21 protein-coding genes and 1 riboswitch are annotated in these 22,164 nt (G+C 68.0%); of the genes, 15 read left to right on the top strand and 6 right to left on the bottom strand.

Annotated elements, in window-relative coordinates; all coding sequences use genetic code 11:
- The first annotated feature begins 125 nt into the window (after positions 1 to 125).
- From LOC57_RS14855 to LOC57_RS14825, 7 genes are all read left to right on the top strand, one after another.
- Positions 126 to 950, top strand: a complete 825-nt coding sequence (locus tag LOC57_RS14855; protein ID WP_227913912.1) for an IclR family transcriptional regulator — start codon at positions 126 to 128, stop codon at positions 948 to 950.
- A gap of 130 nt (positions 951 to 1,080) precedes the next feature.
- Entirely contained in the window at positions 1,081 to 2,766 is a 1,686-nt protein-coding gene (gene hutU, locus LOC57_RS14850; protein ID WP_229960656.1) for a urocanate hydratase, read from the top strand.
- 9 nt (positions 2,767 to 2,775) lie between these two features.
- Positions 2,776 to 4,002 (top strand): allantoate amidohydrolase, encoded by a 1,227-nt coding sequence (locus tag LOC57_RS14845; protein ID WP_229960654.1) that lies wholly within the window; start codon positions 2,776 to 2,778, stop codon positions 4,000 to 4,002.
- Positions 3,999 to 5,396 (top strand): formimidoylglutamate deiminase, encoded by a 1,398-nt coding sequence (locus LOC57_RS14840; protein WP_229960653.1) that lies wholly within the window; start codon positions 3,999 to 4,001, stop codon positions 5,394 to 5,396. The genes LOC57_RS14845 and LOC57_RS14840 overlap by 4 nt, the downstream gene beginning before the upstream one ends.
- The gene (locus tag LOC57_RS14835) at positions 5,393 to 6,646 is read left to right on the top strand and encodes an amidohydrolase family protein (RefSeq protein ID WP_229960651.1); all 1,254 of its coding nucleotides are present in this window, start codon (positions 5,393 to 5,395) and stop codon (positions 6,644 to 6,646) included. Before LOC57_RS14840 ends, LOC57_RS14835 begins: the two co-directional genes overlap by 4 nt.
- Positions 6,647 to 6,689: 43 nt before the next feature.
- On the top strand, positions 6,690 to 7,478 hold the full coding sequence (locus tag LOC57_RS14830; protein WP_442860185.1) for a CPBP family intramembrane glutamic endopeptidase: 789 nt from the start codon (positions 6,690 to 6,692) through the stop codon (positions 7,476 to 7,478).
- A gap of 26 nt (positions 7,479 to 7,504) precedes the next feature.
- Positions 7,505 to 9,346 (top strand): glycoside hydrolase family 2 protein, encoded by a 1,842-nt coding sequence (locus LOC57_RS14825; protein WP_229960649.1) that lies wholly within the window; start codon positions 7,505 to 7,507, stop codon positions 9,344 to 9,346.
- 75 nt (positions 9,347 to 9,421) lie between these two features.
- On the opposite strand, the gene LOC57_RS14820 is transcribed toward LOC57_RS14825, so the two are convergent.
- The 3 genes from LOC57_RS14820 to LOC57_RS14810 form a co-directional block, all read right to left on the bottom strand.
- The gene (locus LOC57_RS14820; protein WP_229960647.1) at positions 9,422 to 10,252 is read right to left on the bottom strand and encodes an alpha/beta fold hydrolase; all 831 of its coding nucleotides are present in this window, start codon (positions 10,250 to 10,252) and stop codon (positions 9,422 to 9,424) included.
- Positions 10,253 to 10,382: 130 nt separating this feature from the next.
- Entirely contained in the window at positions 10,383 to 11,357 is a 975-nt protein-coding gene (locus LOC57_RS14815) for an endonuclease domain-containing protein (protein WP_229960645.1), read from the bottom strand.
- A 150-nt stretch (positions 11,358 to 11,507) separates the two neighbouring features.
- Positions 11,508 to 12,158: a VOC family protein gene (locus LOC57_RS14810; protein ID WP_227913921.1), complete on the bottom strand. Its 651-nt coding sequence runs from the start codon at positions 12,156 to 12,158 to the stop codon at positions 11,508 to 11,510.
- 161 nt (positions 12,159 to 12,319) lie between these two features.
- Positions 12,320 to 12,436, top strand: a riboswitch (SAM riboswitch).
- 89 nt (positions 12,437 to 12,525) lie between these two features.
- Here LOC57_RS14810 and LOC57_RS14805 point away from each other — a divergent pair.
- Both LOC57_RS14805 and metX read left to right on the top strand, forming a co-directional pair.
- Positions 12,526 to 13,842 carry a bifunctional o-acetylhomoserine/o-acetylserine sulfhydrylase gene (locus LOC57_RS14805; protein WP_229960643.1) on the top strand — a complete coding sequence of 439 codons (1,317 nt, stop codon included), beginning with the start codon at positions 12,526 to 12,528 and terminating at the stop codon, positions 13,840 to 13,842.
- Between the two features lie 7 nt (positions 13,843 to 13,849).
- Positions 13,850 to 14,974, top strand: a complete 1,125-nt coding sequence (metX, locus tag LOC57_RS14800; RefSeq protein ID WP_442860733.1) for a homoserine O-acetyltransferase MetX — start codon at positions 13,850 to 13,852, stop codon at positions 14,972 to 14,974.
- A 13-nt stretch (positions 14,975 to 14,987) separates the two neighbouring features.
- Here the strand turns inward: metX and LOC57_RS14795 are convergent, their stop codons facing one another.
- The gene (locus LOC57_RS14795) at positions 14,988 to 15,761 is read right to left on the bottom strand and encodes a VOC family protein (RefSeq protein ID WP_229960639.1); all 774 of its coding nucleotides are present in this window, start codon (positions 15,759 to 15,761) and stop codon (positions 14,988 to 14,990) included.
- A 111-nt stretch (positions 15,762 to 15,872) separates the two neighbouring features.
- Between LOC57_RS14795 and LOC57_RS14790 the strand changes: the two genes are divergently transcribed.
- Positions 15,873 to 16,295 carry an SRPBCC family protein gene (locus LOC57_RS14790; RefSeq protein ID WP_227927330.1) on the top strand — a complete coding sequence of 141 codons (423 nt, stop codon included), beginning with the start codon at positions 15,873 to 15,875 and terminating at the stop codon, positions 16,293 to 16,295.
- A 30-nt stretch (positions 16,296 to 16,325) separates the two neighbouring features.
- Complete coding sequence (locus LOC57_RS14785) at positions 16,326 to 16,646, top strand: hypothetical protein (RefSeq protein ID WP_229960637.1); 321 nt, start codon at positions 16,326 to 16,328, stop codon at positions 16,644 to 16,646.
- Here the strand turns inward: LOC57_RS14785 and LOC57_RS14780 are convergent.
- The gene (locus LOC57_RS14780; RefSeq protein WP_442860187.1) at positions 16,643 to 17,506 is read right to left on the bottom strand and encodes an SGNH/GDSL hydrolase family protein; all 864 of its coding nucleotides are present in this window, start codon (positions 17,504 to 17,506) and stop codon (positions 16,643 to 16,645) included. The genes LOC57_RS14785 and LOC57_RS14780 overlap by 4 nt on opposite strands.
- 74 nt (positions 17,507 to 17,580) lie before the next feature.
- Between LOC57_RS14780 and LOC57_RS14775 the strand changes: the two genes are divergently transcribed.
- Positions 17,581 to 18,234, top strand: a complete 654-nt coding sequence (locus LOC57_RS14775) for an alpha/beta hydrolase (protein WP_229960635.1) — start codon at positions 17,581 to 17,583, stop codon at positions 18,232 to 18,234.
- A 36-nt stretch (positions 18,235 to 18,270) separates the two neighbouring features.
- Here the strand turns inward: LOC57_RS14775 and LOC57_RS14770 are convergent, their stop codons facing one another.
- Complete coding sequence (locus LOC57_RS14770; protein WP_227913928.1) at positions 18,271 to 18,501, bottom strand: RNA-binding S4 domain-containing protein; 231 nt, start codon at positions 18,499 to 18,501, stop codon at positions 18,271 to 18,273.
- A 75-nt stretch (positions 18,502 to 18,576) separates the two neighbouring features.
- On the opposite strand from LOC57_RS14770, the gene LOC57_RS14765 reads away from it, so the two are divergent.
- From LOC57_RS14765 to LOC57_RS14755, 3 genes are all read left to right on the top strand, one after another.
- Positions 18,577 to 19,590, top strand: a complete 1,014-nt coding sequence (locus LOC57_RS14765) for a DMT family transporter (RefSeq protein WP_442860188.1) — start codon at positions 18,577 to 18,579, stop codon at positions 19,588 to 19,590.
- Between the two features lie 187 nt (positions 19,591 to 19,777).
- The gene (locus LOC57_RS14760; protein ID WP_227913929.1) at positions 19,778 to 21,166 is read left to right on the top strand and encodes a glycine--tRNA ligase; all 1,389 of its coding nucleotides are present in this window, start codon (positions 19,778 to 19,780) and stop codon (positions 21,164 to 21,166) included.
- Positions 21,166 to 22,071 carry a GNAT family N-acetyltransferase gene (locus tag LOC57_RS14755; protein WP_227913930.1) on the top strand — a complete coding sequence of 302 codons (906 nt, stop codon included), beginning with the start codon at positions 21,166 to 21,168 and terminating at the stop codon, positions 22,069 to 22,071. Before LOC57_RS14760 ends, LOC57_RS14755 begins: the two co-directional genes overlap by 1 nt.
- The last annotated feature ends 93 nt before the right edge of the window (positions 22,072 to 22,164 follow it).

Genomic DNA, 22,164 nt, shown 5'->3' with positions numbered 1-22,164 from the left:
GTCCCGGCACCTCTGTTCCAGCATGCCTGTACCGGCACCTCTATCCCAGCACCAGTTCGGTGCCGAGCCTACCTCCGGGCAGGATTGTGTTTCTGGGATACCAGACGCTGCCCTAGACTCGGCGCATGTCCGCCAGCTATTCGCGCGTCCAGGTTCCCGCTGCGGCCCAGGTCCTGGCCATCCTCCGTTATCTGGGTACCCAGGCCGGGCCGGTGAGCGCCGCCGCCGTCGCCCGGGACCTGTCCCTGCCGCGGTCCACCACGTACCACCTGCTCGCCGCCCTGGCCGCGGACGGTTTCGCCGTCCACCTGCCCGAGGAACGTAAGTACGCCCTGGGTGCCACCGCCCACGAGTTGGGGACCGGCTATGCCAGGCAGGCACCGCTGCAGCGTATCGGACGGTTTCCGCTGCGGAAACTGGCCGCGCAGTGCCGCGCTACAGCGCATCTGGCGGTGCTGCAGGGCACCGATGTGATCTATGTGGTCGAAGAACGGGCGCCCCGGCAGCCACCGCTCGTGACCGACGCCGGTGTGCGGCTTCCGGCCCACCGCACCGCCAGCGGCAGGGCGCTGCTGGGGCAGATGACCGGTGCCCAGCTCAGGGCGCTGTATCCGGATCCTGCGGCGGTGCGTTCCTCCCGCGCCGGTGGAACGGGCCTGCCCGGCCTGCTGGCACAGATGCGGGAGCGCGGTTATGCCTGGGAAGAGAACGAGGTTACGGAGGGATTCTCCTCCCTTGCCGTGCCGGTGCTGGACCGGGCCGGACACGCCGTTGCCAGCGTTACCGTGACCGCAGACAACCGGGACCACGCTCCGGCTGGCCGGACGGACGGGGAAACGGCGGAGGGAACCGGTGGCAGCCTGGCCGTTCTGGCCGAACGCCACCTGCCGGGCCTAACCCGCTGCGCTGCCGAAATTTCCCGGCGGCTGGGCGGCACCGCCAGGGCCTAGCTGCCGGGACCTAGCTGCCGGGACCTAGCTGCCGGGACCGGCCGATGGTCCAGCCGGGACAGGTCTGGTATCCCAGACATTGCCGCCGGAGCAGCGCCCGGTCCGGGCCCCCTCGGTTACGGTCGGGGCTATGGCAACCACCTCCGATCCGACCCGGCTGATCCGGGCACCGCGCGGCACCGCACTGACGGCCAAGAGCTGGCAGACCGAGGCGCCCCTGCGCATGCTGATGAACAACCTGGACCCCGAAGTGGCCGAACGGCCTGCAGACCTGGTGGTCTACGGCGGCACCGGCCGGGCAGCGCGCAGCTGGGAAGCCTATGACGCGATCATCCGCACCCTGGCCACGCTGGCGGATGACGAGACCATGCTGGTCCAGTCCGGCAAACCCGTAGGCGTGTTCCGCACGCACGAGTGGGCGCCGCGGGTCCTGATTGCCAACTCCAACCTGGTGGGGGACTGGGCCACCTGGCCAGAGTTCCGCCGGCTGGAGGCAGAGGGGCTCATGATGTACGGGCAGATGACTGCCGGATCCTGGATCTACATCGGCACCCAGGGCATCCTGCAGGGCACCTACGAGACCTTCGGCGCCGTCGCCCGCAAACTGTTCAAGGATGAAAACGCCACCCTGGCCGGCACCCTGACCCTGACCGCCGGCTGCGGCGGCATGGGCGGTGCCCAGCCGCTGGCAGTGACCCTGAACGGGGGAGCGGTGCTGATTGTCGACGTCGACGAAACCCGCCTCCGCCGCCGGGCCGGCAAGCGGTACCTGCAGGAGGTGGAGACGGACCTGGACACCGCCGTCGCCAAGGTGATGGCAGCCAAGGCGGAGAAGCGGGCGCTGTCCGTGGGGCTGGTGGGAAACGCCGCGGAAGTCTTCGAAGAACTGCTGCGCCGGCAGCAGGCCGGGGAGATCAGCGTGGACATCGTCACGGACCAGACCTCCGCACACGATCCGCTGAGCTACCTGCCGGCCGGAATGCCAGTGGAACACTGGGCCGCGGAGGCTGCTGCGGACCCCGAGGGCTTCACCAAGAAGGCCCGCGAATCCATGGCCCGCCATGTTGCTGCCATGGTCGGTTTCCAAGACGCCGGTGCCGAGGTGTTCGACTACGGCAACTCCATCCGCGACGAGGCACGCCAGGGCGGTTATGCCCGTGCGTTTGAGTTTCCGGGCTTCGTTCCCGCCTACATCCGCCCGCTCTTCTGCGAGGGGATGGGACCGTTCCGCTGGGTGGCGCTCTCCGGTGATCCGCAGGACATTGCGGTCACGGACGCGGCCATGAAGGAGCTCTTCCCGGAGAACACCCGCCTGCACCGCTGGCTCGACGCCGCCGCGGAGCACGTCGAGTTCGAAGGGCTGCCCGCCCGCATCTGCTGGCTGGGCTACGGGGACCGGGCCAAGGCCGGATTGCTGTTCAACTCCCTGGTCGCCGAAGGCAAGGTCAGCGCCCCGATCGTCATTGGCCGCGACCACCTGGATTCCGGTTCGGTTGCGTCCCCATACCGGGAGACCGAGGCCATGGCGGACGGGTCAGACGCCGTCGCGGACTGGCCCCTGCTCAACGCCCTGCTCAACACGGCCTCCGGGGCCACCTGGGTGTCACTGCACCACGGCGGCGGCGTGGGCATCGGCCGGTCCATCCACGCCGGCCAGGTGGGCGTGGCCGACGGCACCGAGTTGGCCGCCCGGAAGCTGGAAACGCTGCTGACCAATGATCCGGGTACCGGGGTGATCCGCCACGCCGACGCCGGGTACGACCAGGCGAACCGGGTTGCCGAGGAGCGCGGTATCCGGATCCCCATGAACGAATAGGCCGGGCCGATGAGGGATAGGTACACGGACAAGAACATCCCCAGCGTCAGTTCCCTGCTTGGGTCCATTCAGGACGTTGGCCGGGACCCCCGCCGGGGCGGCTACTCGCGCCCCGTGTTTTCCACCGCGGAGCTGGACCTGCGCGGGTGGTTTGCCGTGGAGGCGGAACGGCGCGGCCTGCCGGTGGAAACCGACCGCAACGGGATCCTCTGGGCCTGGTGGGGGCAACCGCAGGAAGGCGCCCTGGTTACCGGCAGCCACCTGGATTCCGTGCCCGGCGGCGGAGCCTTCGACGGACCACTGGGAGTGGCCTCGGCGCTCGCCGCCGTCGACATCCTGCGCAGCCGCGGCGTCGAGCCCCGCCGGTCCCTGGCCATTGCCGTGTTCCCGGAAGAGGAAGGGTCCCGCTTCGGTGTGGCCTGCCTGGGTTCGCGCCTGCTCACCGGCGCGATCGACCCCGACAAGGCACGGAACCTGCGCGACGCAGACGGCACCACATTCGCCGAAGCAGCCCGCGCCAACGGGCTGGACCCGGAGCTGCTGGGCAGGGACGGGCAGGCCCTTGCCCGCATCGGGGACTTTGTGGAACTGCATGTGGAGCAGGGCAGGGGGCTGGGCGACGGCGGTCCGGGAGTCGCCGTCGGCGGGTCCGTCCTGGGCCACGGCCGCTGGCGGATGAGCATAACCGGGCAGGGCAACCACGCCGGAACCACTGCGATGGCGGACCGCGCAGATCCCATGGTGGCCGCCGCGCAGATCATCCTCGCGGTGCAGCAGGCCGCGTCCGGCGTGGAAGGCGCCCGGGCCACGGTGGGACGGATCGAACCCGTGCCCGGCGGCACCAACGTCATCGCCTCCCGGGTGGATCTGTGGCTGGACGCCCGGCACCCGCAGGACGCCGCCGCGCTGGACCTGGTGGATACCATCCACGGCAAGGCGCAGAAGATCGCCGCGTTCGAGGGCTGCACCGTTTCCCTGTCCCGGGAATCCTGGACCGGGACCACGGACTTCGACGCCGAACTGCGGCGCAGCCTGGAGCTGTCGCTGCCGGGGGCGCCCGTGCTGCCCACCGGCGCCGGGCACGACGCCGGGATCCTTGCCGGGCACGTGCCCGCCGGCATGCTGTTTGTCCGCAATCCCACCGGGATCAGCCACTCGCCGGAGGAGTACGTGGAGGAGGCCGACGCCGACGCCGGAGCGGCGGCCCTGGCGGATGTGCTGCAGGACCTGCTGTGAGTGCGCCGGACCGGCAGGCGTCCTTCTGGTGCGAGCAGGGCTGGATCAACGGGGGCGTTGTTGGCGGTGTCCGGCTGGAGGTCGATGCCTTGGGAACAGTGACACGTTCCGAAACCGGCGTCCCGGCCCGCGCGGGTGACTGCCGGCTGGCCGGAGTGACGTTCCCGGCGGCGTCGAATGCCCACTCCCATGCCTTCCACCGGATCCTGCGCGGCCGCACGCACGACGCCGGCACGGGCAGCTTCTGGACCTGGCGCGAGCAGATGTACGAGGCCGCCGCCACACTGACCCCGGACCTGTACGGGCAGCTTGCTACGGCGGTGTTCACGGAAATGGTGGTCACCGGCTGGACCTCGGTGGCCGAGTTCCACTATGTCCACCACCGGCCGGACGGCAGCCCCTACGGGCAGGCGCATGCCATGGAGCGTGCCCTGGCACGGGCAGCCGTCGCCGCAGGCATCCGGCTGACGCTTCTGGATACCTGTTATCTGGCCGGCGGGTTCGGCGCGCCGCTCACCCGGGGCCAGCTGCGGTTCGGTGACCGCGACGGCGCCGCCTGGCTGCAGCGGCTGGCCTCCCTCCGGGAAGCGTTCGCGGAAGAATTCGATCCCGCACAGGTCAGCGTTGCCGCTGCGCTGCACTCCGTGCGCGGTGTTCCGGAGGAGGAACTGGAACTGATCTCCCGGAACCTTCCCGCGGACCTGCCGCTGCACATCCACCTCTCCGAACAGCCAGCCGAGAACGAAGCCTGTGTAGAAGCCACCGGACTCACCCCGGCACTGCTGCTGGCCAAGCACGGACTGGTGACCCGGCGGCTATCGGCGGTTCATGCCACCCATCTGGGTGCCGAAGACATCACGGTCCTCGGCAATGCCGGCGCAACTGTGGTTCTGTGTCCCACTACGGAGGCGGACCTGGCTGACGGGATCGGCCCCGCGGCACAGCTGCGCGATGCGGGTGCCCGGATCGCGCTGGGCACCGACCAGCACGCCGTCGTGGATCCCTGGCTGGAGATGCGGGCGCTGGAACACGGGGAACGCCTCCGTTCCGGGAAACGCGGCCGCTTTGCCCCGGCGGATTTGCACACTGCCGCTTCCCGTGCCGGAGCAGAAGCGCAGGGACGGCCGTCGCCCGGGCTGGCCGTCGGACAAACCTGTGATCTGATGTCAGTGGATCTCCGAACCATCCGTACCGCCGGTTCGGAGGCGGGCCAGCTGGCACTTACCGCTACGGCCGCGGATGTGCACACCGTCGTCGTCGGCGGCCGCATCCTGGCCCGGAACGGGCTGCACACCCGCCTGGGCGACCCGGCCGTTCTGCTGTCAGCCGCCGTCGCCGCCGTGGACTCGTCCCGGCACCGCACGCCACCCGCCGCAACCACGAAAGACTCATGAGCGCATCCACCCAGCCCACGGCAGCAACACTGATCAACAACATCGGCGAGCTCTCCACCCAGGACCAGTCCCGAGGAGCGGACGGTTCCGTGCTGCGGGATGCCGCCGTGGTGTTTGAGGGAGAACGGATCAGCTGGATCGGTGCGGCCTCGGCGGCGCCGGCCGCTGATGTGGTGGTCGACGCCGGCGGACGGGCGGGGTTGCCGGGATGGGTGGACTCCCACACGCACCTGGTTTTTGCAGGGGACCGCGGCGCGGAGTTCGAGGCGCGTATGGCGGGAGAGGCCTACGCCGCCGGCGGCATCGCCGTCACCACCGGCGCCACCCGGGACGCCTCGGATTACGAGCTGACCAGGCTGCTGCTGGCACGCGTTGCCGAGGCCGCAGCCGGCGGCACTACATATTTGGAAACCAAGACCGGCTACGGGCTGGGTGTGGAGGAAGAGCGGCGGCACGCCCGGATTGCGTCCACGGTTGCGAACCAGGTGACCTACCTGGGCGCGCATCTGGTTCCGGCCGGCGCTGATGCAGAGGAATACACGGACCTGGTCTGCACCGGCATGCTCGAAGCCGTGCTGCCGTATGTGCAGTGGGCCGATGTCTTTTGCGAGGTGGGCGCCTTTACCGAGGACCAGTCCCGCCGGGTGCTGCAGGCCTGCCGCGACGCCGGCCTGGGGCTGCGGGTGCACGGCAACCAGCTGGGCCACGGTGCTGGGGTGCGCCTGGCCGTCGAGTTCGGGGCGGCAAGCGTGGATCACGTGAATTACCTGACGAACGAGGACATCGATGCCCTTGCCGGGACGTGGGCACAATGGAACGGCGTTGGGCTTGGTGCTCCCGGTGTCCCCGGAACGGTGGCCACCTGCCTGCCCGCGTGCGACCTGTCCACCCGTGCACCACTGGCTCCGGCACGGCAGCTGCTGGATGCCGGCGTGCAGGTGGCACTCGCCTCCAACTGCAATCCGGGCACTTCCTACACCAGCTCGATGAACTTCTGCGTGGCCACGGCCGTGCTGCAAATGGGCCTCACCGTTCAGGAAGCGCTCCGGGCCGCCACCTTCGGCGGAGCCCTGGCCCTTCGGATGCACACCGGGAAAGACCGGGACGGGCAGCGGGCGGTGGGGTCGCTCGCCGTCGGGCACCGTGCGGACTTGCAGCTGCTGAACGCGCCCTCCGCAGCTCACCTGGCCTACCGGCCCGGCATGCCGCTCACGGGAGCGGTGTGGCGGGCCGGGCAGCAGGTGCGCTGAGCCACGGGGCGGAGCATGCACTCCGTCCGGCAGAATGGACACCATGCGTGCTGCCTCCCCTTCCGCCCCGGCCGGTTCACTGGATCCCCGGGCCCGGCGGATGCTGGTCTTCGAAATCCTGATTGTGCTCGGACTGTCCCTGGGCAGGTCCGGGGTTTACGCCGTCGTCGAGCTGATCGAAAAGGCGACTGAAGCGCCCCTGGGCGGGCAGACCACCACCTTGAATCCGGTGCTGGACGAGCAGCCCTGGTTCGATCTGGTGTACCAGCTGCTGGGGATCTTCTTCTCCCTGGTTCCGGTGGCGCTGGTGCTCTTCCTGCTGACTGAACCCGGTAAGTCGGCTTTCCGCCGGATCGGGTTCACCTTCGAGAAGCCGCTGCGCGATTTCCTGCTGGGGGTGGGGCTGGCGGCAGTGATCTGCGTCGGAACCCTGGGCGTGTATGCGGCCGGCCGGGCGCTGGGGATCACCACCGCGCTGGTTCCCGCTGCGCTGGACACTTACTGGTGGACGCTGCCGGTGCTCATCCTCTCCGCCGTGCGGCACGCGGTGCTCGAAGAGGTGGTTGTGGTGGGCTACCTGTTCACCCGGCTGCGGCAGCTGGGCTGGGGTGCCCCGGCGATCATCCTCACCAGCGCCCTGATCCGCGGCAGCTACCACCTGTACCAGGGCATCGGCCCCGGGATAGGCAATTTCCTGATGGGCCTGCTGTTCGGTGCGGTCTATGTCAAAACCCGGCGCGTGATGCCGCTGGTCATTGCCCACGCACTGGTGGACATCACGGGCTTTGTCGGGTTTGCGCTGTTCGGCCCGGCCATCGGCATCGGCAACTGAGAATGGCATCTGGAGATGGAGACACTGTGACACTGCTGACCGCCTGGGGATCGGCCCTGGACCCGGACGCGGTGCTCCAGGAATACCCGCGCCCGCAGCTGGTCCGGGAGAGCTACCTCAACCTCAACGGGTACTGGCAGTACGCCGTAACCCCCGCCGCGGTGCAACAGCCGCCGGACACATGGGAGGGGCAAATCCTGGTGCCCTTCTCTCCGGAGGCCCCGCTGTCCGGCGTCGGCCGCCAGCTGCAGCCCGACCAGGCGCTATGGTACCGCCGGACGGTCCGGCTGCCCGAGGGGTTCGCCGGCGAGCGGGTGCTGCTGCACTTCGGCGCCGTGGACCAAAGCTGCACGGTAACGGTTAACGGGACACCGGTGGGCGGCCACGTGGGCGGGTACCTGCCGTTCACGCTGGACGTCACCGACGCCCTGGTCCTGGACGGGCAGTCCGGGGATTCCGGGCAGGAAATTGTGGTCCGGGTCCGGGATATCAGCGACACCGGTCACCACAGCCGCGGCAAGCAAAAGCTGGACCGCGGCGGGATCTGGTACACCGCCCAGTCCGGCATCTGGCAGACCGTGTGGCTGGAATCGGTGCCGCGGATCAGCGTTGGGCGGCTGGCGCTGGTCCCCGACCTCGAGTCTGTGGACATCAAGGTGCTGCTCGACGGCGGTGCCGGGCCGGGTGCAGGGGAAGGCGGATCGGTGGACGTTTCGGAAGGCCGAGGCCCGGACCTGACCGCCCTCGTTACCCTCTCCGCCGGCGGACGCACCGTGGCCGAGGCCGCCGTCGTACCCGGTGTGCCCTCGCGTATCCGCGTGCCGGACCCGCACCTGTGGACCCCCGATGACCCGTTCCTGTACGACGTTGAGGTGCGGCTGCTCGACGGCGGCCGCGAAGTGGACCGGGTGCAAAGCTACACCGGGCTGCGGACCGTCGGCATGGGACCCGACGCGAAGGGGCGGCAGCGGCTGCTGCTCAACGGCCGTCCGTACTTCCATGCCGGGCTGCTGGACCAGGGCTACTGGCCGGACGGGCTCTACACGGCGCCGTCGGACGCGGCGCTCGCCTCAGACATCCGCCGCGCCAAGGACCTGGGCTTCACCATGCTGCGCAAGCACATCAAGATTGAGCCGCTGCGCTGGTATTACCACTGCGACCGGCTGGGGATCCTGGTCTGGCAGGACCTGGTCAACGGCGGCAGCACCTACCGGAACTCGGTGATCAGGCCGCCGGCGGCCGGGGCGCCGCACCGCAGCGACGACGCGTACCTGGTCTTCGGACGGGACGACGAGCAGGGGCGCCAAGAGTTTCTGGCCGAACTGCGCGGCACCGTGGAACTGCTGCAAAACGCGGTATCCCTGGCCGTCTGGGTTCCGTTCAACGAGGGCTGGGGCCAGTTTGACGCCAATGCCGCCGCTCACCTGCTGCGCCGGCTGGACCCCACCCGCACCATCGACCACGCCAGCGGCTGGCATGACCAGGGCGGGGGAGACCTGAAGAGCGTGCACGTCTACGTGGTGCCGTTCCGGCTGCGGAAGGGCTGGCTGCGGGGCGGCCGCGCCGTCGTACTGTCCGAATACGGCGGCTACAGCCTGCGCATCCCGGGCCACACGTTCAACGCCAAGGAGCACGGTTACCGCAGCTTCCGGAGCCGCGCGGCTCTGAAACGGGCGTACCGGCGGCTGATGCTGCGGCAGATGGAACCCGCGGTTGCCCGCGGCCTGGCGGCTACGGTCTACACCCAGCTGACGGACGTCGAGGACGAGGACAACGGCCTGCTCACCTATGACCGGGCCGTGCTGAAGATCGATGCCGGCACGGTGCGGGAGCTCAACGCCCGGCTGATCCGCGCCGCCGGTTCCTAGTTAGAGAAATCGACCGGTTTGGGAAATCCCTGCCACGGCGCAGCGGAGGGATTTCCCAAACCGGCAGGAGAATCCCTAACCGGCAGCGGGAATCCGCAGCCAGCCCTCCATGATCCGGACGAAGGCTTCAGGTTGCTCGATCCAGGGGTAGTGTCCGCAGTCGGGCAGGAATGCGAGCTCGGCGCCGAGGGCATTGGCATACGCGCGGACGGGTCCGACGCCGGAGAGGATGTCCTCTTGGCCGCCCACCACCAAGGTGGGCGGCTGCGGCGAGGCAAGGATCCGGGCGGCGGCGTCGCCGGGGATCCGGTTGAACCAGGCCGATGCTGCGGCGAGGGTCATCGTCCCGACGCCGGAGTGCTGCCGCTCCGGTGCTGCCCAGCGGGCATATCCGGCGGGGGCCTCCACCTTCAGGGCATGCTGGAACTCATCCTCCGTGCCGGGCTGCACCCCGGACATCGAGGTGAGGGCTGCGTCGACCAGCGGCTCGGACCGGCGGGCGGCAAGATCAGGGCCGTCGTGCACCGCGCCGGTTAGCCAGGCTGCGGCTGGAGTGACCAGGGCCATTGAGCGGACGCGTCCGGGGAACTGCGCAGCGGCCGCCAGGGCCAGGCGCGTCCCTGCAGAGTGGGCGAGGATATCGAAGCCGGGCAGGCCCAGCGCATCGGCAACCGCGATGGCGTCCGCCGCGTCATTCCACCAACCGCGGGACAGTCCACCGGTCGCGGGGGTTCCCCGGGGATGGAGAACGGCAAGCGGACGCACGGCGGCCAGCCCCGCCAGGCCCACAAGGTAAGCGGGGTCGCGGCACGGTCCGCCCGGAAGCACCAGAACAGGCGGCTGGTCACCGGCGCCTTCGAGTTGCACGCATAGCTGCACACCATCCGGTGCCGTGATTCTTTCCATTCGGACCAACTTACCGGTGCGGTATCTCCCTCCTGCGCCGGAGTCGCTCCGGTTTGGGAAAATTCAACCGGTTGACGTTTCTACTGCCGTATACAGCTGGCAGCAGATATGTAAAGCGCGGGCAGAATCGCTAACCGGCAGCAGATTTGCCGCCCCGTTTCCGTGGCAGACCTGCACGAACCAGGCATTGGACCAACCCCTCCGGATCCTGAGGGGATCCTGTGACGTCGTTCCAGGACCAGCGGATGAACCGCACGCCTCGCGCCCGGATTGCGTCTTCACGCTGTTTCTCGCGTGTCAGCGTCTCCCAGGAAGGCGGCATACTCTTTCCACCCGGAAACGCCATAGTGCCTCGCCCGTATTTCACAGCACCGTCAAATTCGCCCACGAGCTTTTGCTCCGGCCAATAGAAATCGGTACGGCCAAGGAAGCGCCCACCGGCGGAACGGAACTCGTGCTGCAACTCGGGAGCCGGAAAACCGTGCTTGTGAAGAATTGCACGAGAGAAAGACTCGCCAGGGGATTCAGACCGCGCATCGGCGAAATCTATGACCCTCACCGCTCGAGAGTGCTTCGCCCGGTCCGGAAGCCGTGACGCAACGGCGTGCAGGTAGTCCTTGCTGAGCGACGGAAACTCTCGGGTCGGGTCGGGCCGCAGCACATGGTCCATGGCCGGGACGGCCTGCTCAAAAGGAAGATAGGCAGCCATATCGATGACCGTCTGGGCGCGGGACGTGAGCTGCACACCGTCCCGGCACGCCAGTGGTTCCAAGAGCTTCCGTCTGGTCCATCGCAGGCCGCCGCGGCGCCGGCCGTGGGAGCTGTCGGATGCAAGCAACAGCACTTCCGGTGGGGAACCGATGACGGGAATCCCCCACATTGCTGCCGCTGATTCCTGGAGCAGCACCCTTGGCCCTGATCCGCTCTCCAGCGCCGCAACAATCCGCAAGCGGTCCCGTTCCCAGCGGGGCATGTGGGCCCAGGCAGCAGCACCGACGTAGACACCCCGCCGTATCCGCACCAATTCGCCTGCGGCGCAGCGCAGCGCCAGTGGTTTAGCCAGGGCGTTCGCGGTGTCGGCCGCAAAGAGAAGTTCCTGATCCATGGATACAGGCATACGGCGTGCACGGTTTTCCGGCGAGCGTGCCGTTGCGCACTGTGGAAAGTTTGGCAGGTTAGAGGAATCGACCGGTTTGGGTTGCTGCTGCCGCTTCCAACCGGCAGCAGAAACCCAACCCGGCAGGAAAACCCGACCCTAGATCTCGACGGGACCCTTGCTGGTGTCGAAGGTTACCGACATAACGCCCGGTGTGCCGGCCGGAGCGATCCAGGTGACTCCCAGGCCGTCCAGCGGCTCCTCGACACGGGTGCCCAGCCAGTCACTGACCCGGGCGGCGGAACCGGCAATGGTCAGCGAGCTCAGCTTCACGGAGCCGGGCATGCCGGGAATGGCGTTGGACGGGTGCAGTGCCTCGGTCCCGTCATCCCAGCGCAGCAGGTAGGGCACCTGCGGATCGGCAATCAGGCCGTTGATGCCGATCTGCTGCCAGGTCAGCTCCTGGCCGTCCGGAAACTTCCGGTTGCCCGGCACGGAGGAACGGCCCAGCCGCTCTTCGAAGGGTGAGAGGTCATCCACCGCAACACACCAGCCCATCCAGCCGCCGCCGGATTCGGAGCGCTGGCGCACGGCCTGGCCGAAGGGGGCCTTGTCCGATGCCGGGTGGTTGAGCACCTCCACAACCTCGACGTACTGGTTGTTGGCCAGGGGGAGGATCATATTGCGGGTACCGAATCGGGGGTGGACGCCACCCTTAACGAAGTCGGCGCCGAGGGCAGCAGCAATCCTCTCGGTGGTGGCCAAAAGACCGTCAGATTCACAGGCGTAAGAAACATGATCCAAGCGCATGCGGCTCATTGTGGCACGTTGTGACCACCGTCTCGACTTAGGACCTCCTTACCGCCAATTTCAGTGCCGGCGGAAGCGAAACGGCGGATCGGGGCGCCACCGGGTTTCACGCAAAGTCATGAAGGTTGCGCTGGGCCCGGCTATCGGTTTTCATAGGTGCAGGTCATGAGTGCCAGCAGATAGCCCCGGCTTGCTGGCCGGCAACCCTCCAACCGCGGTGGGGTGCCCCGGGTGAAGACCTGGCCGTACGCCAAGAGGGCGTCCGGCAAGCGCGGGCCCCGCAGCCCTACCGGAATTCCGGTGTGCACGTTCGTGTACCCAAAACCGGAACGACGGCGTTGTGCGGCCCCTGGTATGAGGGAGCATCATGAGTGCAGATTGGTCTTTTGAAACCCGCCAGATCCACGTAGGCCAGGAGCCCGACGCCGTCACCGGTGCGCGTGCCCTGCCGATCTATCAGACGTCGTCCTTTGTGTTTCCCAGCGCTGAGGCCGCCGCGAACCGGTTCGCGCTGGCCGAACTGGAACCCATCTATACCCGGATCGGCAACCCGACCCAGGAAGCGGTGGAAAACCGGATCGCTTCCCTGGAGGGCGGCGTCGGCGCGCTGCTGCTGGCCTCGGGGCAGGCAGCGGAAACCTTTGCGCTGCTCAACGTAGCCCATGCCGGTGACCACATCGTGGCCAGTCCCAGCCTGTACGGCGGCACCTACAACCTGCTTCGGCACACGTTGAAGAAGTTCGGGATCGACACCACGTTTGTGCAGGACCCGGATGACCTTCAGCAGTGGCGGGCAGCGGTGCAGCCCAACACCAAGGCGTTCTTCGGCGAGGTGGTCTCCAACCCGCGGCAGGACGTGCTGGACCTGGAGGGCATCAGCGCCGTCGCGCACGACGCCGGCGTTCCCCTGATTGTGGACAACACCCTCGCCACGCCGTACCTGATCCGGCCGATTGAGTGGGGTGCGGACATTGTGGTGCATTCGGCCACCAAGTATCTGGGCGGGCACGGGACTTCCATTGCCGGGGTGATCGTGGATTCGGGCAACTTCGACTTCGCCGCCGACCCGGAGAAGTTCCCCGGCTTCAACACCCCCGATGAGAGCTACAACGGCCTGGTCTATGCCCGGGACCTGGGCGTGAACGGTGCGCTGGGCGCCAACCTGGCCTATATCCTCAAGGCCCGGGTGCAGCTGCTGCGCGACCTCGGTTCGGCGGTGTCCCCGTTCAACGCGTTCCTCATTGCGCAGGGACTGGAAACCCTGAGCCTGCGGGTGGAGCGGCACGTCGCCAACGCAGTCGCCGTCGCCAACTGGCTCGAGGGGCACGACGACGTCGTCTCGGTGGCGTACGCGGGTCTGGAATCCAGTCCCTGGTTTGAGCGCGGACGCAAGTATGGTCCACGCGGCACCGGCGCGATTGTGTCCTTTGAGATCGACGGCGGGGTGGACGCCGGGAAGCGGTTTGTCGACGGACTGGAACTGCATTCCCACGTGGCCAACGTGGGGGACGTGCGCTCGCTGGTCATCCACCCGGCGTCGACCACACACAGCCAGCTCGGTGCCGAGGCGCAGCTGGCCGCCGGGGTCAGCCCGGGGCTGGTGCGGCTGTCCGTGGGCATTGAACACATCGATGACATCCTGGCGGACCTCGATGCCGGCTTCCGGGCCGCCAAGGGAGCCTGAGCCTTCCGTGGCGATCCGGCACCCCGCTCTGCAGCACCCCGTCACCGACCGGGACGGGGTGCTGCAGTTCGCCTCCATTGGCGGACTCGACCTGGAAACGGGCGGTTACCTGCCCGACGTCGTCCTCGGTTACGAAACGTGGGGACGGCTCGACGCCGACGCCGGCAACGCAGTGTTTATTGCCCATGCGCTGACCGGCAGCACCCATGTGGCTCGGGGCGATACGGATGAACCGGGCTGGTGGGATGACCTGGTGGGGCCGGGCAAAACCGTGGACACCAACCGGTTCTATGTGGTGGCGGCGAACATGCTGGGCGGTTGCTACGGTTCCACCGGTCCCTCGTCCCCGGATCCGCAGGGACTGCCCTGGGGATCCCGGTTCCCGTTTGTCACCGTCCGCGACTCGGTGCGCGCCGAGGCACGGCTGGCCGACCTGCTCGGGATCCGGGCCTGGCACACCGTGCTGGGCGGTTCGCTCGGGGGAGCACGGGCCTTGGAATGGGCGGTTACCGAACCCGGGCGGGTGAAACGCTGCGCCGTCATTGCGGCGACGGCGGCCAGCACCGCGGAGCAGATCGCTTTTGCCCAGGCGCAGCTGGCCGCGATCCGGCTGGACCCGGCGTTCAACGGCGGGGACTACTACAACGGTGCCCCGCCGCTGGCCGGGCTCGGGCTGGCGCGGCGGATAGCCCACATCACCTACCGGTCCGAGCCGGAGCTGGAGTACCGGTTCGGGCGCAGTCCGCAGGGAACCGAGGACCCGTTCGGTGCCCCGCTCCCTGCTCAGAGGGGCCGCTACGCGGTGGAAAGCTACCTGGACCACCAGGCGGAAAAACTCGTGGACCGCTTTGACGCCAACACCTATCTGGTGCTCGCCGAAGCGCTCGCGGGGCACGACGTCGCGCGCGGACGAGGATCCCTGCGCGAGGCACTGCGGGGGACCGGTGCCGAGTTCTTCATCGCGGCGGTCGAGTCGGACCGGCTGTACTTTCCACAGCAGTCAGCCGACCTGGCCGCGGCCCTGCCCCGGGGTACCTCCGTGCACCTGATCCGGGCACCGATTGGGCATGACGGTTTCCTGACCAACGCGCAGGAGATTGCCGGCCCGCTCCGGGTGGCGTTTTTCGCGTGAGCCGCGGGGCGGGTTAGTCTGCCTCGGCCTCCATCAGCCAGAAGGCTGCACCGGTGGGATCAGCCAGCTGGACCATCCGGCCGTAAGGGGAGTCTTCGGGCGGGGTGAGCACCGCCCCGCCCAGTTCCTCGGCCAGGTCGGCAGCGGCGTCGACGTCGGTGTGCCCGAAGTAAAGCTCCCAGTGCGAGGGGATCCCGTCGGGCAGGTCCGCGGCGCCGTCCATCACGCCGGCTACTGGCCGGCCGTTGCTCTGGACGGTGGTGTACCGGAAGTCGGCGGTATCGGAGAGGACTTCGGTCTCCCACCCGAAGACGTCCCGGTAGAACCGCAGGGCGGCCGGATAGTCGCTGGTCAGCAGCTCGTACCAGACCGGTGCCCCCACCTCGTCGATCCGCGCGAATCCGGGATGGTCCGCCGGCTGCCAGATGCCGATGGTTCCTCCGGACGGGTCACCGAGCAGGGCCATTGATCCCTTGCTCCCCACCTGCTGCGGATCCAGCATCACCTGCCCGCCGGCCTCGGCAGCCGCATCCGCTGAACCGGCGGCATCCCCGAAAGCCAGGTACACCGTCCAGGTATCCGGGTAGGCGGTTTCGGGGGAGTTGGGCATCAGTCCGGCCACCGCCGAGCCCCGATGGAGGAAGTCGGCATACCCGTCCGGTTCGGACACAGCAGCCTCCCACCCCAGCAACCCGGCGTAAAACTCCCTGGCCCGCTGCGGGTCGGAGCTGGCCAGGTCCGCCCAGCACGGGGCGCCGGCGGGAAACGGGGCGGACACTTCGGGCATGGCAGTCCTGCTCTCGGGTGGGGGCCGGGAGTCCCAGCTATATCAACTGGGCCCGCCGGGCAACAGGGCGGTGCCCTTGCCAGCAGGGCCTATCCGTGCGAAAACAATGCCATGACTGACCGGATCCATCTGCAGGGGCGGGCCCAGTGCTCGCCGCAGGCCCTTTGGCATGCACTCGTTGACAACCGGGCGGCGTGGTGGCCGGACATGGATTTCTCGCCGCATCCCGGCTCTCCGCTGCAGGAGCGCTGGATGGAGGACGGGGTGGAGCATACGGCCAGCGGCACGGTCCTGGCCGTGGCCCCGGGCCGCCTTTTTTCCTTCCGCTGGACAGCTCCGGACTGGGAGGCGCACACAGTGGTCAGCTTTGAACTCACGCCGGCGGACGACGACGGCGGGGAGGGCAGCGCGACCGACGTCGCCGTCACCGAGAGCGGGTTCGCCGCACTGAAATCTGGGCCGGCATTATCCGAGGCGCACCGTGAGGGCTGGGCCTTCCATCTGGCGAACCTGATCGAGCAGGCAGAGAAGTGAGCAGGCGCGGCGCGGGTTAGTCTTGCCGCCATGAGCAATGCAGCAGATGTGTCCGGCCGCCGCAGCCCGGCAGCCAGGATCCTCAAGGCCTCAATGGTCCCGCTGGCGGCAGCGGCGCTGGTGGTTGCCGGCGTCGTCCTGGCCGCCACCGCACCGGTGGAGTCCTTCGGCTGGTTTGCCTACGGGCCGCTGGAGGAAGGCACCGGGCCGGGGAAGCTGCTGATGCTCACCGGCCGAATGCAGTTGGGGTATCTGCTTGTGGCGGCGGGACTGCTTGCCGGTGCCTTCTGGGGCGGGTTCCGGCTGGGCCGGCGCGGGCGCACCGGCCAGCCGGCCGCGCAGGGCCGCTAGTCGGCTTCGCCGGCGCCCTGCGGCATCGGTGCCCCGAACATGGGGCCGGCCTCGGGCCGCTTGGCGGAAATACCGTCGCCGGAGGACTGGTGGCGCACCCGGCGGACCACCCAGGGTAGGAGGAATTCCCGGGCCCAGACCAGGTCCTCGGACCGGGCGGCACGCCATTTCTTGGCCTGCAGGGGTTTGGTTTCCAGCGGTTCCAGGGTGTGCGGGACATTGAGGGTGTCCAGCACCATGGCCGCAATGGTGTGATGGCCCAGCGGCGAGAAATGCAGCCGGTCCGGAGCCCACATCCGCGGATCGTTCAGTTCGCGCAGCGCCCACATGTCCGCAACGACGGCGCCGTGCCGCTTGGCCACGGTCCGCAGGTTCTCGTTGTAGATGGCGGCACGGCCCCGGACGCTGCTCAGCACCGGAGTGTTCCCGAGGTCCGGGCCGGTAAAGAGGACCACTCCGGCACCGGCGGCGCGCAGCTGGGCCACGGCTCCGTCCATGCGTTCGGCCAGCCGGTCCGGATCGCCGCCGGGACGGATGACGTCGTTTCCGCCGGCGCAGATGGTCACCAGGTCCGGCTTCAGTGCCAGGGCCGGTTCCAGCTGCTCGTCGACAATCTGGTTGAGCAGCCGTCCGCGGATAGCCAGGTTCGCGTAAGCGAAGTCGGGCTGGCCTGACGCGAGTTCCTCGGCCACGCGGTCCGCCCACCCGCGGTTGCCGCCCGGACTGTTCGGGTCGGGATCGCCAATGCCTTCGGTGAAGGAATCGCCCATGGCAACCATCCGGGACCAGAGGTGAGCCGGCGGCTGCTGTCGTCCGGACTCGGGGGCGGGAGCGGCTTGGGACAGGTAATTTGTACTCACCGGTCAATTCTTGCAAACGGCCCGCAGGCTACGCGACCGTAGGTTGTAAATAAGGGCGTGCCAGAATTGGACCCATGACTTTCGAGAATCCCGTTGTCCTGTGGTCCAAGCCTGAAGCCGAACGCGCCGGCACTCCGCTGCTCGTCCTTTTTCACGGTCACCTGGCCAACGAGGAGGACCTCATGGGCCTCACCGACTACCTCCCGGCAGAGTTCACCATCGCCTCGGTGCGGGCCCCGCAGGCAATGGGCCCCGGCTACACCTGGTTCCCGCTGACGGCTGACGCCGACTACTCCGTGGAGGCCGTGGTGGACTCAGTATCCGCCGTGTCCGACTGGCTGGACGGCATCAGCACCGGGCACAGCAGCGTGAGCATGCTGGGCTTTTCCATGGGGATGGCCGTTGCCACCTCGCTGCTGCGCCACCGCCCCCGGGACTTCGCCGCCGTCGTCGGGCTGTCCGGTTTTGTAGTGCCCTCGCAGGACCACGCGTTCTTTTCTGACGGCGAGCTGGCGGAGCACAAGGTGCCGTTCTTCTGGGGGCGGGACCAGGCCGACCCGGTGATCGACGCAGCCCGGATCGAATACACGCACGCCTGGCTCAATACGCACACTGCGCTGACCAAGATCCTGTACTCGAACATGGGCCACGGCATTAACATGCAGGAGCTGGGGCACGTGAAGGAATTCCTCACGCATACGGTGCTGCGCGGCGCCCGGACGTCCTAATCCGGACGTCCCAGCGCCGCCGTCCGGGCCGAAAGGTCAGCCTTCGCGGACAATCCGGACAGTTTCACCGTTCACGGTTACTTCGTCACCGGCGTGCAGCTGCCGGCCGCGCCGCTCCTCGATGTCGCCGTTGACCTTCACCAGGCCGTCTTCGATCAGTTGCTTGGCATGGATGCCGTCTTCGGCCAGGTTCGCGAGTTTGAGCAGCTGGCCGAGGCGGATCATTTCGTCGCGGATGGGCAGGTCTTGGGCATCGGGGGAACTCATCCTTCCATTCTGCCCGATGACGACGACGCCGGACGCAGGGAACGGCGGGCACGCGGGCGGCGGTAGGGTGGACGCGTGCCAAATGCTGTGCGGATGTCCCCGCTGATCGGTCTGCCCCTGTCCCTCCTCGCCGGCGTCGCCATGCCGGTCCAGACGCGCGTGAACGGAACCCTCGGACAGCGGCTTGACGACGGCCTGGCCGCTGCACTGGTCAGCTTTACCGTTGGCTTGGTAGTGATGAGCGCCATCAGCGTCGTCCTTCCGCGCGGGCGCGCCGGCGCCTCCCAGTTGCTGCCTGCCCTGCGCGAACGGCGCTTTCCGCGCTACTACGTACTGGCCGGCATGATCGGCGGCTATTTTGTTCTTTCCCAGACCCTTACCGTCGCCGTGCTGGGCGTCGCCGTGTTCACGGTGGCCGCAGTCGCCGGGCAGACCCTGACCGGACTGGTGGTGGACCGGCTCGGGATCGGCCCCGCCGGTAAGAAGGCGCTGACCGTGATGCGCGTGGTGGGAGCGGTGCTGACCATTGCCGCGGTGGCCTGGGCTGTCAGCCCGAAGCTGACCGGCGGGCAGGATCCGTCCGCCTGGTTGTTGCCGGTGCTGCTGCCGCTGACGGCCGGCATGCTGATGAGTTTCCAGCAGGCCATGAACGGCACTACGGGCATGCACTACGGCACTCCCATCACGGCCACGCTGGTGAACTTCATCTCGGGCACCGTCCTGCTGGCCGTGATGTGGGGCATCAAGGTGGCTGTGTCCGGTCTGGGCAACCCGCTGCCGGGAGAATGGTGGCTGTACCTGGGCGGCCCGATGGGGTGCGTCTTTATTGGCCTGGCAGCGCTGCTGGTGCGCAGCCTGGGAGTGCTGCTGACGAGCCTCGGCCTGATCGGCGGACAGCTGATCGGCTCCCTGCTGCTCGATATTGTCTTCCCGGCCCCGGGAACCACAGTGGTGGCAGCCACGGTGCTCGGCACCCTGCTGACCCTGGCCGCCATTGTGCTGGCCACCCTGCCGTGGAACATGCCCGGCGGCGGTCCGTTCCGCCGTCGCCGTTCCTCGCGGCCGGACACCGCCGGCACGCCCCGCTGAGACGGGCAGCGACGCACCGAACGGCTCCGGTAGGTGGGCGGGCCCTGCTCGCCTTAAGCTGGTAGTTAAGCTTTGCCTGTTGGCACTGTCCCCGCATGCCCTTTGAAGCTGCGCGGACGGGCCCGGGACCACGAGCGGACCGCACCCAGCGGCCCTGTATACACGAAAAGAACGGCGGTACCATTCCATGGCTTCGACCAAATCCAAGCTGGATCCGATCATCTCCCTGGCCAAGCGCAGGGGCTTCGTTTTCCAGTCGGGTGAGATTTACGGCGGTTCCCGGTCCGCATGGGATTACGGCCCCCTGGGTGTCGAGCTCAAGGAAAACATCAAGAAGCAGTGGTGGCAGCACATGGTCCGCGGCCGCGACGACGTCGTAGGCCTGGACTCGGCCGTCATCCTGCCGCGCCAGGTCTGGGAAGCATCAGGCCACGTGGAGGTCTTCTCCGATCCGCTGGTCGAGTGCCTGAGCTGCCACAAGCGCTACCGTGCCGACCACCTCGAAGAGGCTTACGAGGAAAAGAAGGGCCACGCCCCTGAGAACGGCCTGGCCGATATTGCCTGTGCCAACTGCGGCACCAAGGGACAGTGGACCGAACCGCAGGAATTCTCCGGCCTGCTCAAGACCTTCCTGGGCCCGGTGGCCAACGAGGAAGGGATGCACTACCTGCGCCCGGAAACCGCGCAGGGCATCTTCGTGAACTTCAACAACGTGCTGACCACCTCGCGGAAGAAGCCGCCGTTCGGCATCGGCCAGATCGGCAAGAGCTTCCGCAACGAAATCACGCCGGGTAACTTCATCTTCCGCACCCGCGAGTTCGAGCAGATGGAAATGGAGTTCTTCGTTGAGCCGGGCACGGACGAGGAATGGCACAAGTACTGGATCGAAAACCGCTTCAACTGGTATGTGGGCCTGGGCATCGATCCCGAAAACCTGCGGCTGTTCGAGCACCCGCTGGAAAAGCTGAGCCACTACTCCAAGGGCACCACCGACGTCGAATACCGCTTCGGCTTCCAGGGCTCCGAGTGGGGCGAGCTGGAAGGCATTGCCAACCGCACCGACTTCGACCTCGGCACGCACTCCAAGCACTCCGGCACGGACCTGAGCTACTTCAACCAGGCCACCAACGAGCGTTTCACCCCGTACGTGATTGAGCCCGCCGCCGGCCTGACCCGTTCCTTCATGGCGTTCCTGGTGGACTCCTACACCGAGGACGAGGCCCCCAACGCCAAGGGCGGAGTGGACAAGCGCACCGTCCTGAAACTGGATCCGCGCCTCGCCCCGGTCAAGGCCGCCGTGCTGCCGCTGAGCCGCAACGAGGACCTCTCGCCCAAGGCCAAGGACCTCGCCGCGCAGCTGCGCCGGAACTGGAACATCGACTTCGACGACGCCGGCGCCATTGGCCGCCGCTACCGCCGCCAGGACGAGATCGGCACCCCGTTCTGCATCACCGTGGACTTCGACACCCTCGAGGATCAGGCCGTCACCGTGCGTGAACGCGACACGATGGCCCAGGAGCGGGTGAGCCTGGACAAGGTCGAGGGCTACCTCGCCGAACGCCTGATCGGCGCGTAATGGCTCTTTCATTCCGCGAATGGCGTGAAGACGACGATCTCAAGCTGAACCAGCTCTGGGGCGATCCGGAGAGCGTGCAGGCCGGCCAGTTTCGTGCCGTGCTCCGCCCGTCCTCCAACGAACCGTGGAGCCGCTGCATTGTGGCCGAAGACGACGGTATCCCCGTGGCCGCCGGGGTGGTCTACGAGACCAGCCTGCACCCGGACCGGCTCTGGGCCTACGTGGAGGTAGCCCGGGAAAACCGGCGCGCAGGCCTCGGCAGCACCCTGCTGGGCATGCTTCGCAAGGAAGCCGAATCCGCGCCGTCGGGCGTGCGGAAGCTGCGCGCGAAGGTGGAGCCGGGCACCCCGGGCGCAAAGTTCGCCGAAGCTGTCGGGCTGACACCCATCCAGCGCTCGGCCGTGATTGTGGTGGAGCCGGGCAAGCTGAAACTGCCCGTGTTCACCGACGACGGTCCCCAGCTGGACGAGGCCGCCACCGGTTCGGTGGAGCTGACCTCAGCGGTGACGGAGTTCTACAACTCGGTGCACGGCTGGGACCGGGCGGACATGAACCTGGGCCGGGCCCAGCAGATGCTGCTCAATGACGCCACCGGTGCCTCCGGAGCCATTGTGCTGCGGGACAAGCCAAAGAAGGACGGCGGGAAGATTGCCGCCTTCGCGGTGAGCTACACGCAGGAACGCACTGACGAGCCTGCGGACGTGCTGGTGGGCTATGACACCACGCTGGACGACGCCGAGGCGCAGGCCGCCGTGGAGTCGCTCATCGCCATGCTGGCGTACCAGTATCCGGTGCAGCTGGAAATCGACGAGTCCATGACTGCCGTGGTCCGCGCACTGGAACCGCTGACCCGTGCCGGGGTGGCCCGGCAGGTCGGCAGCGAAACGCTGATCCTCAGCGACTAGGCGTTACCGGCGCCGAAAGCGGCGGTCCCTGCATCGAGGATTACTTCGATTCCGGGGGCCGCCGCTTTTCTGTTTGCGGCGGCTGCGGCCGGA

The sequence above is a fragment of the Arthrobacter sp. zg-Y750 genome (assembly GCF_020907365.1).
GTDB lineage: Bacteria > Actinomycetota > Actinomycetes > Actinomycetales > Micrococcaceae > Arthrobacter_B.
Note: the sequence above shows the minus strand (reverse complement) of the source record. Positions and strands in the feature narration are given on the sequence as shown.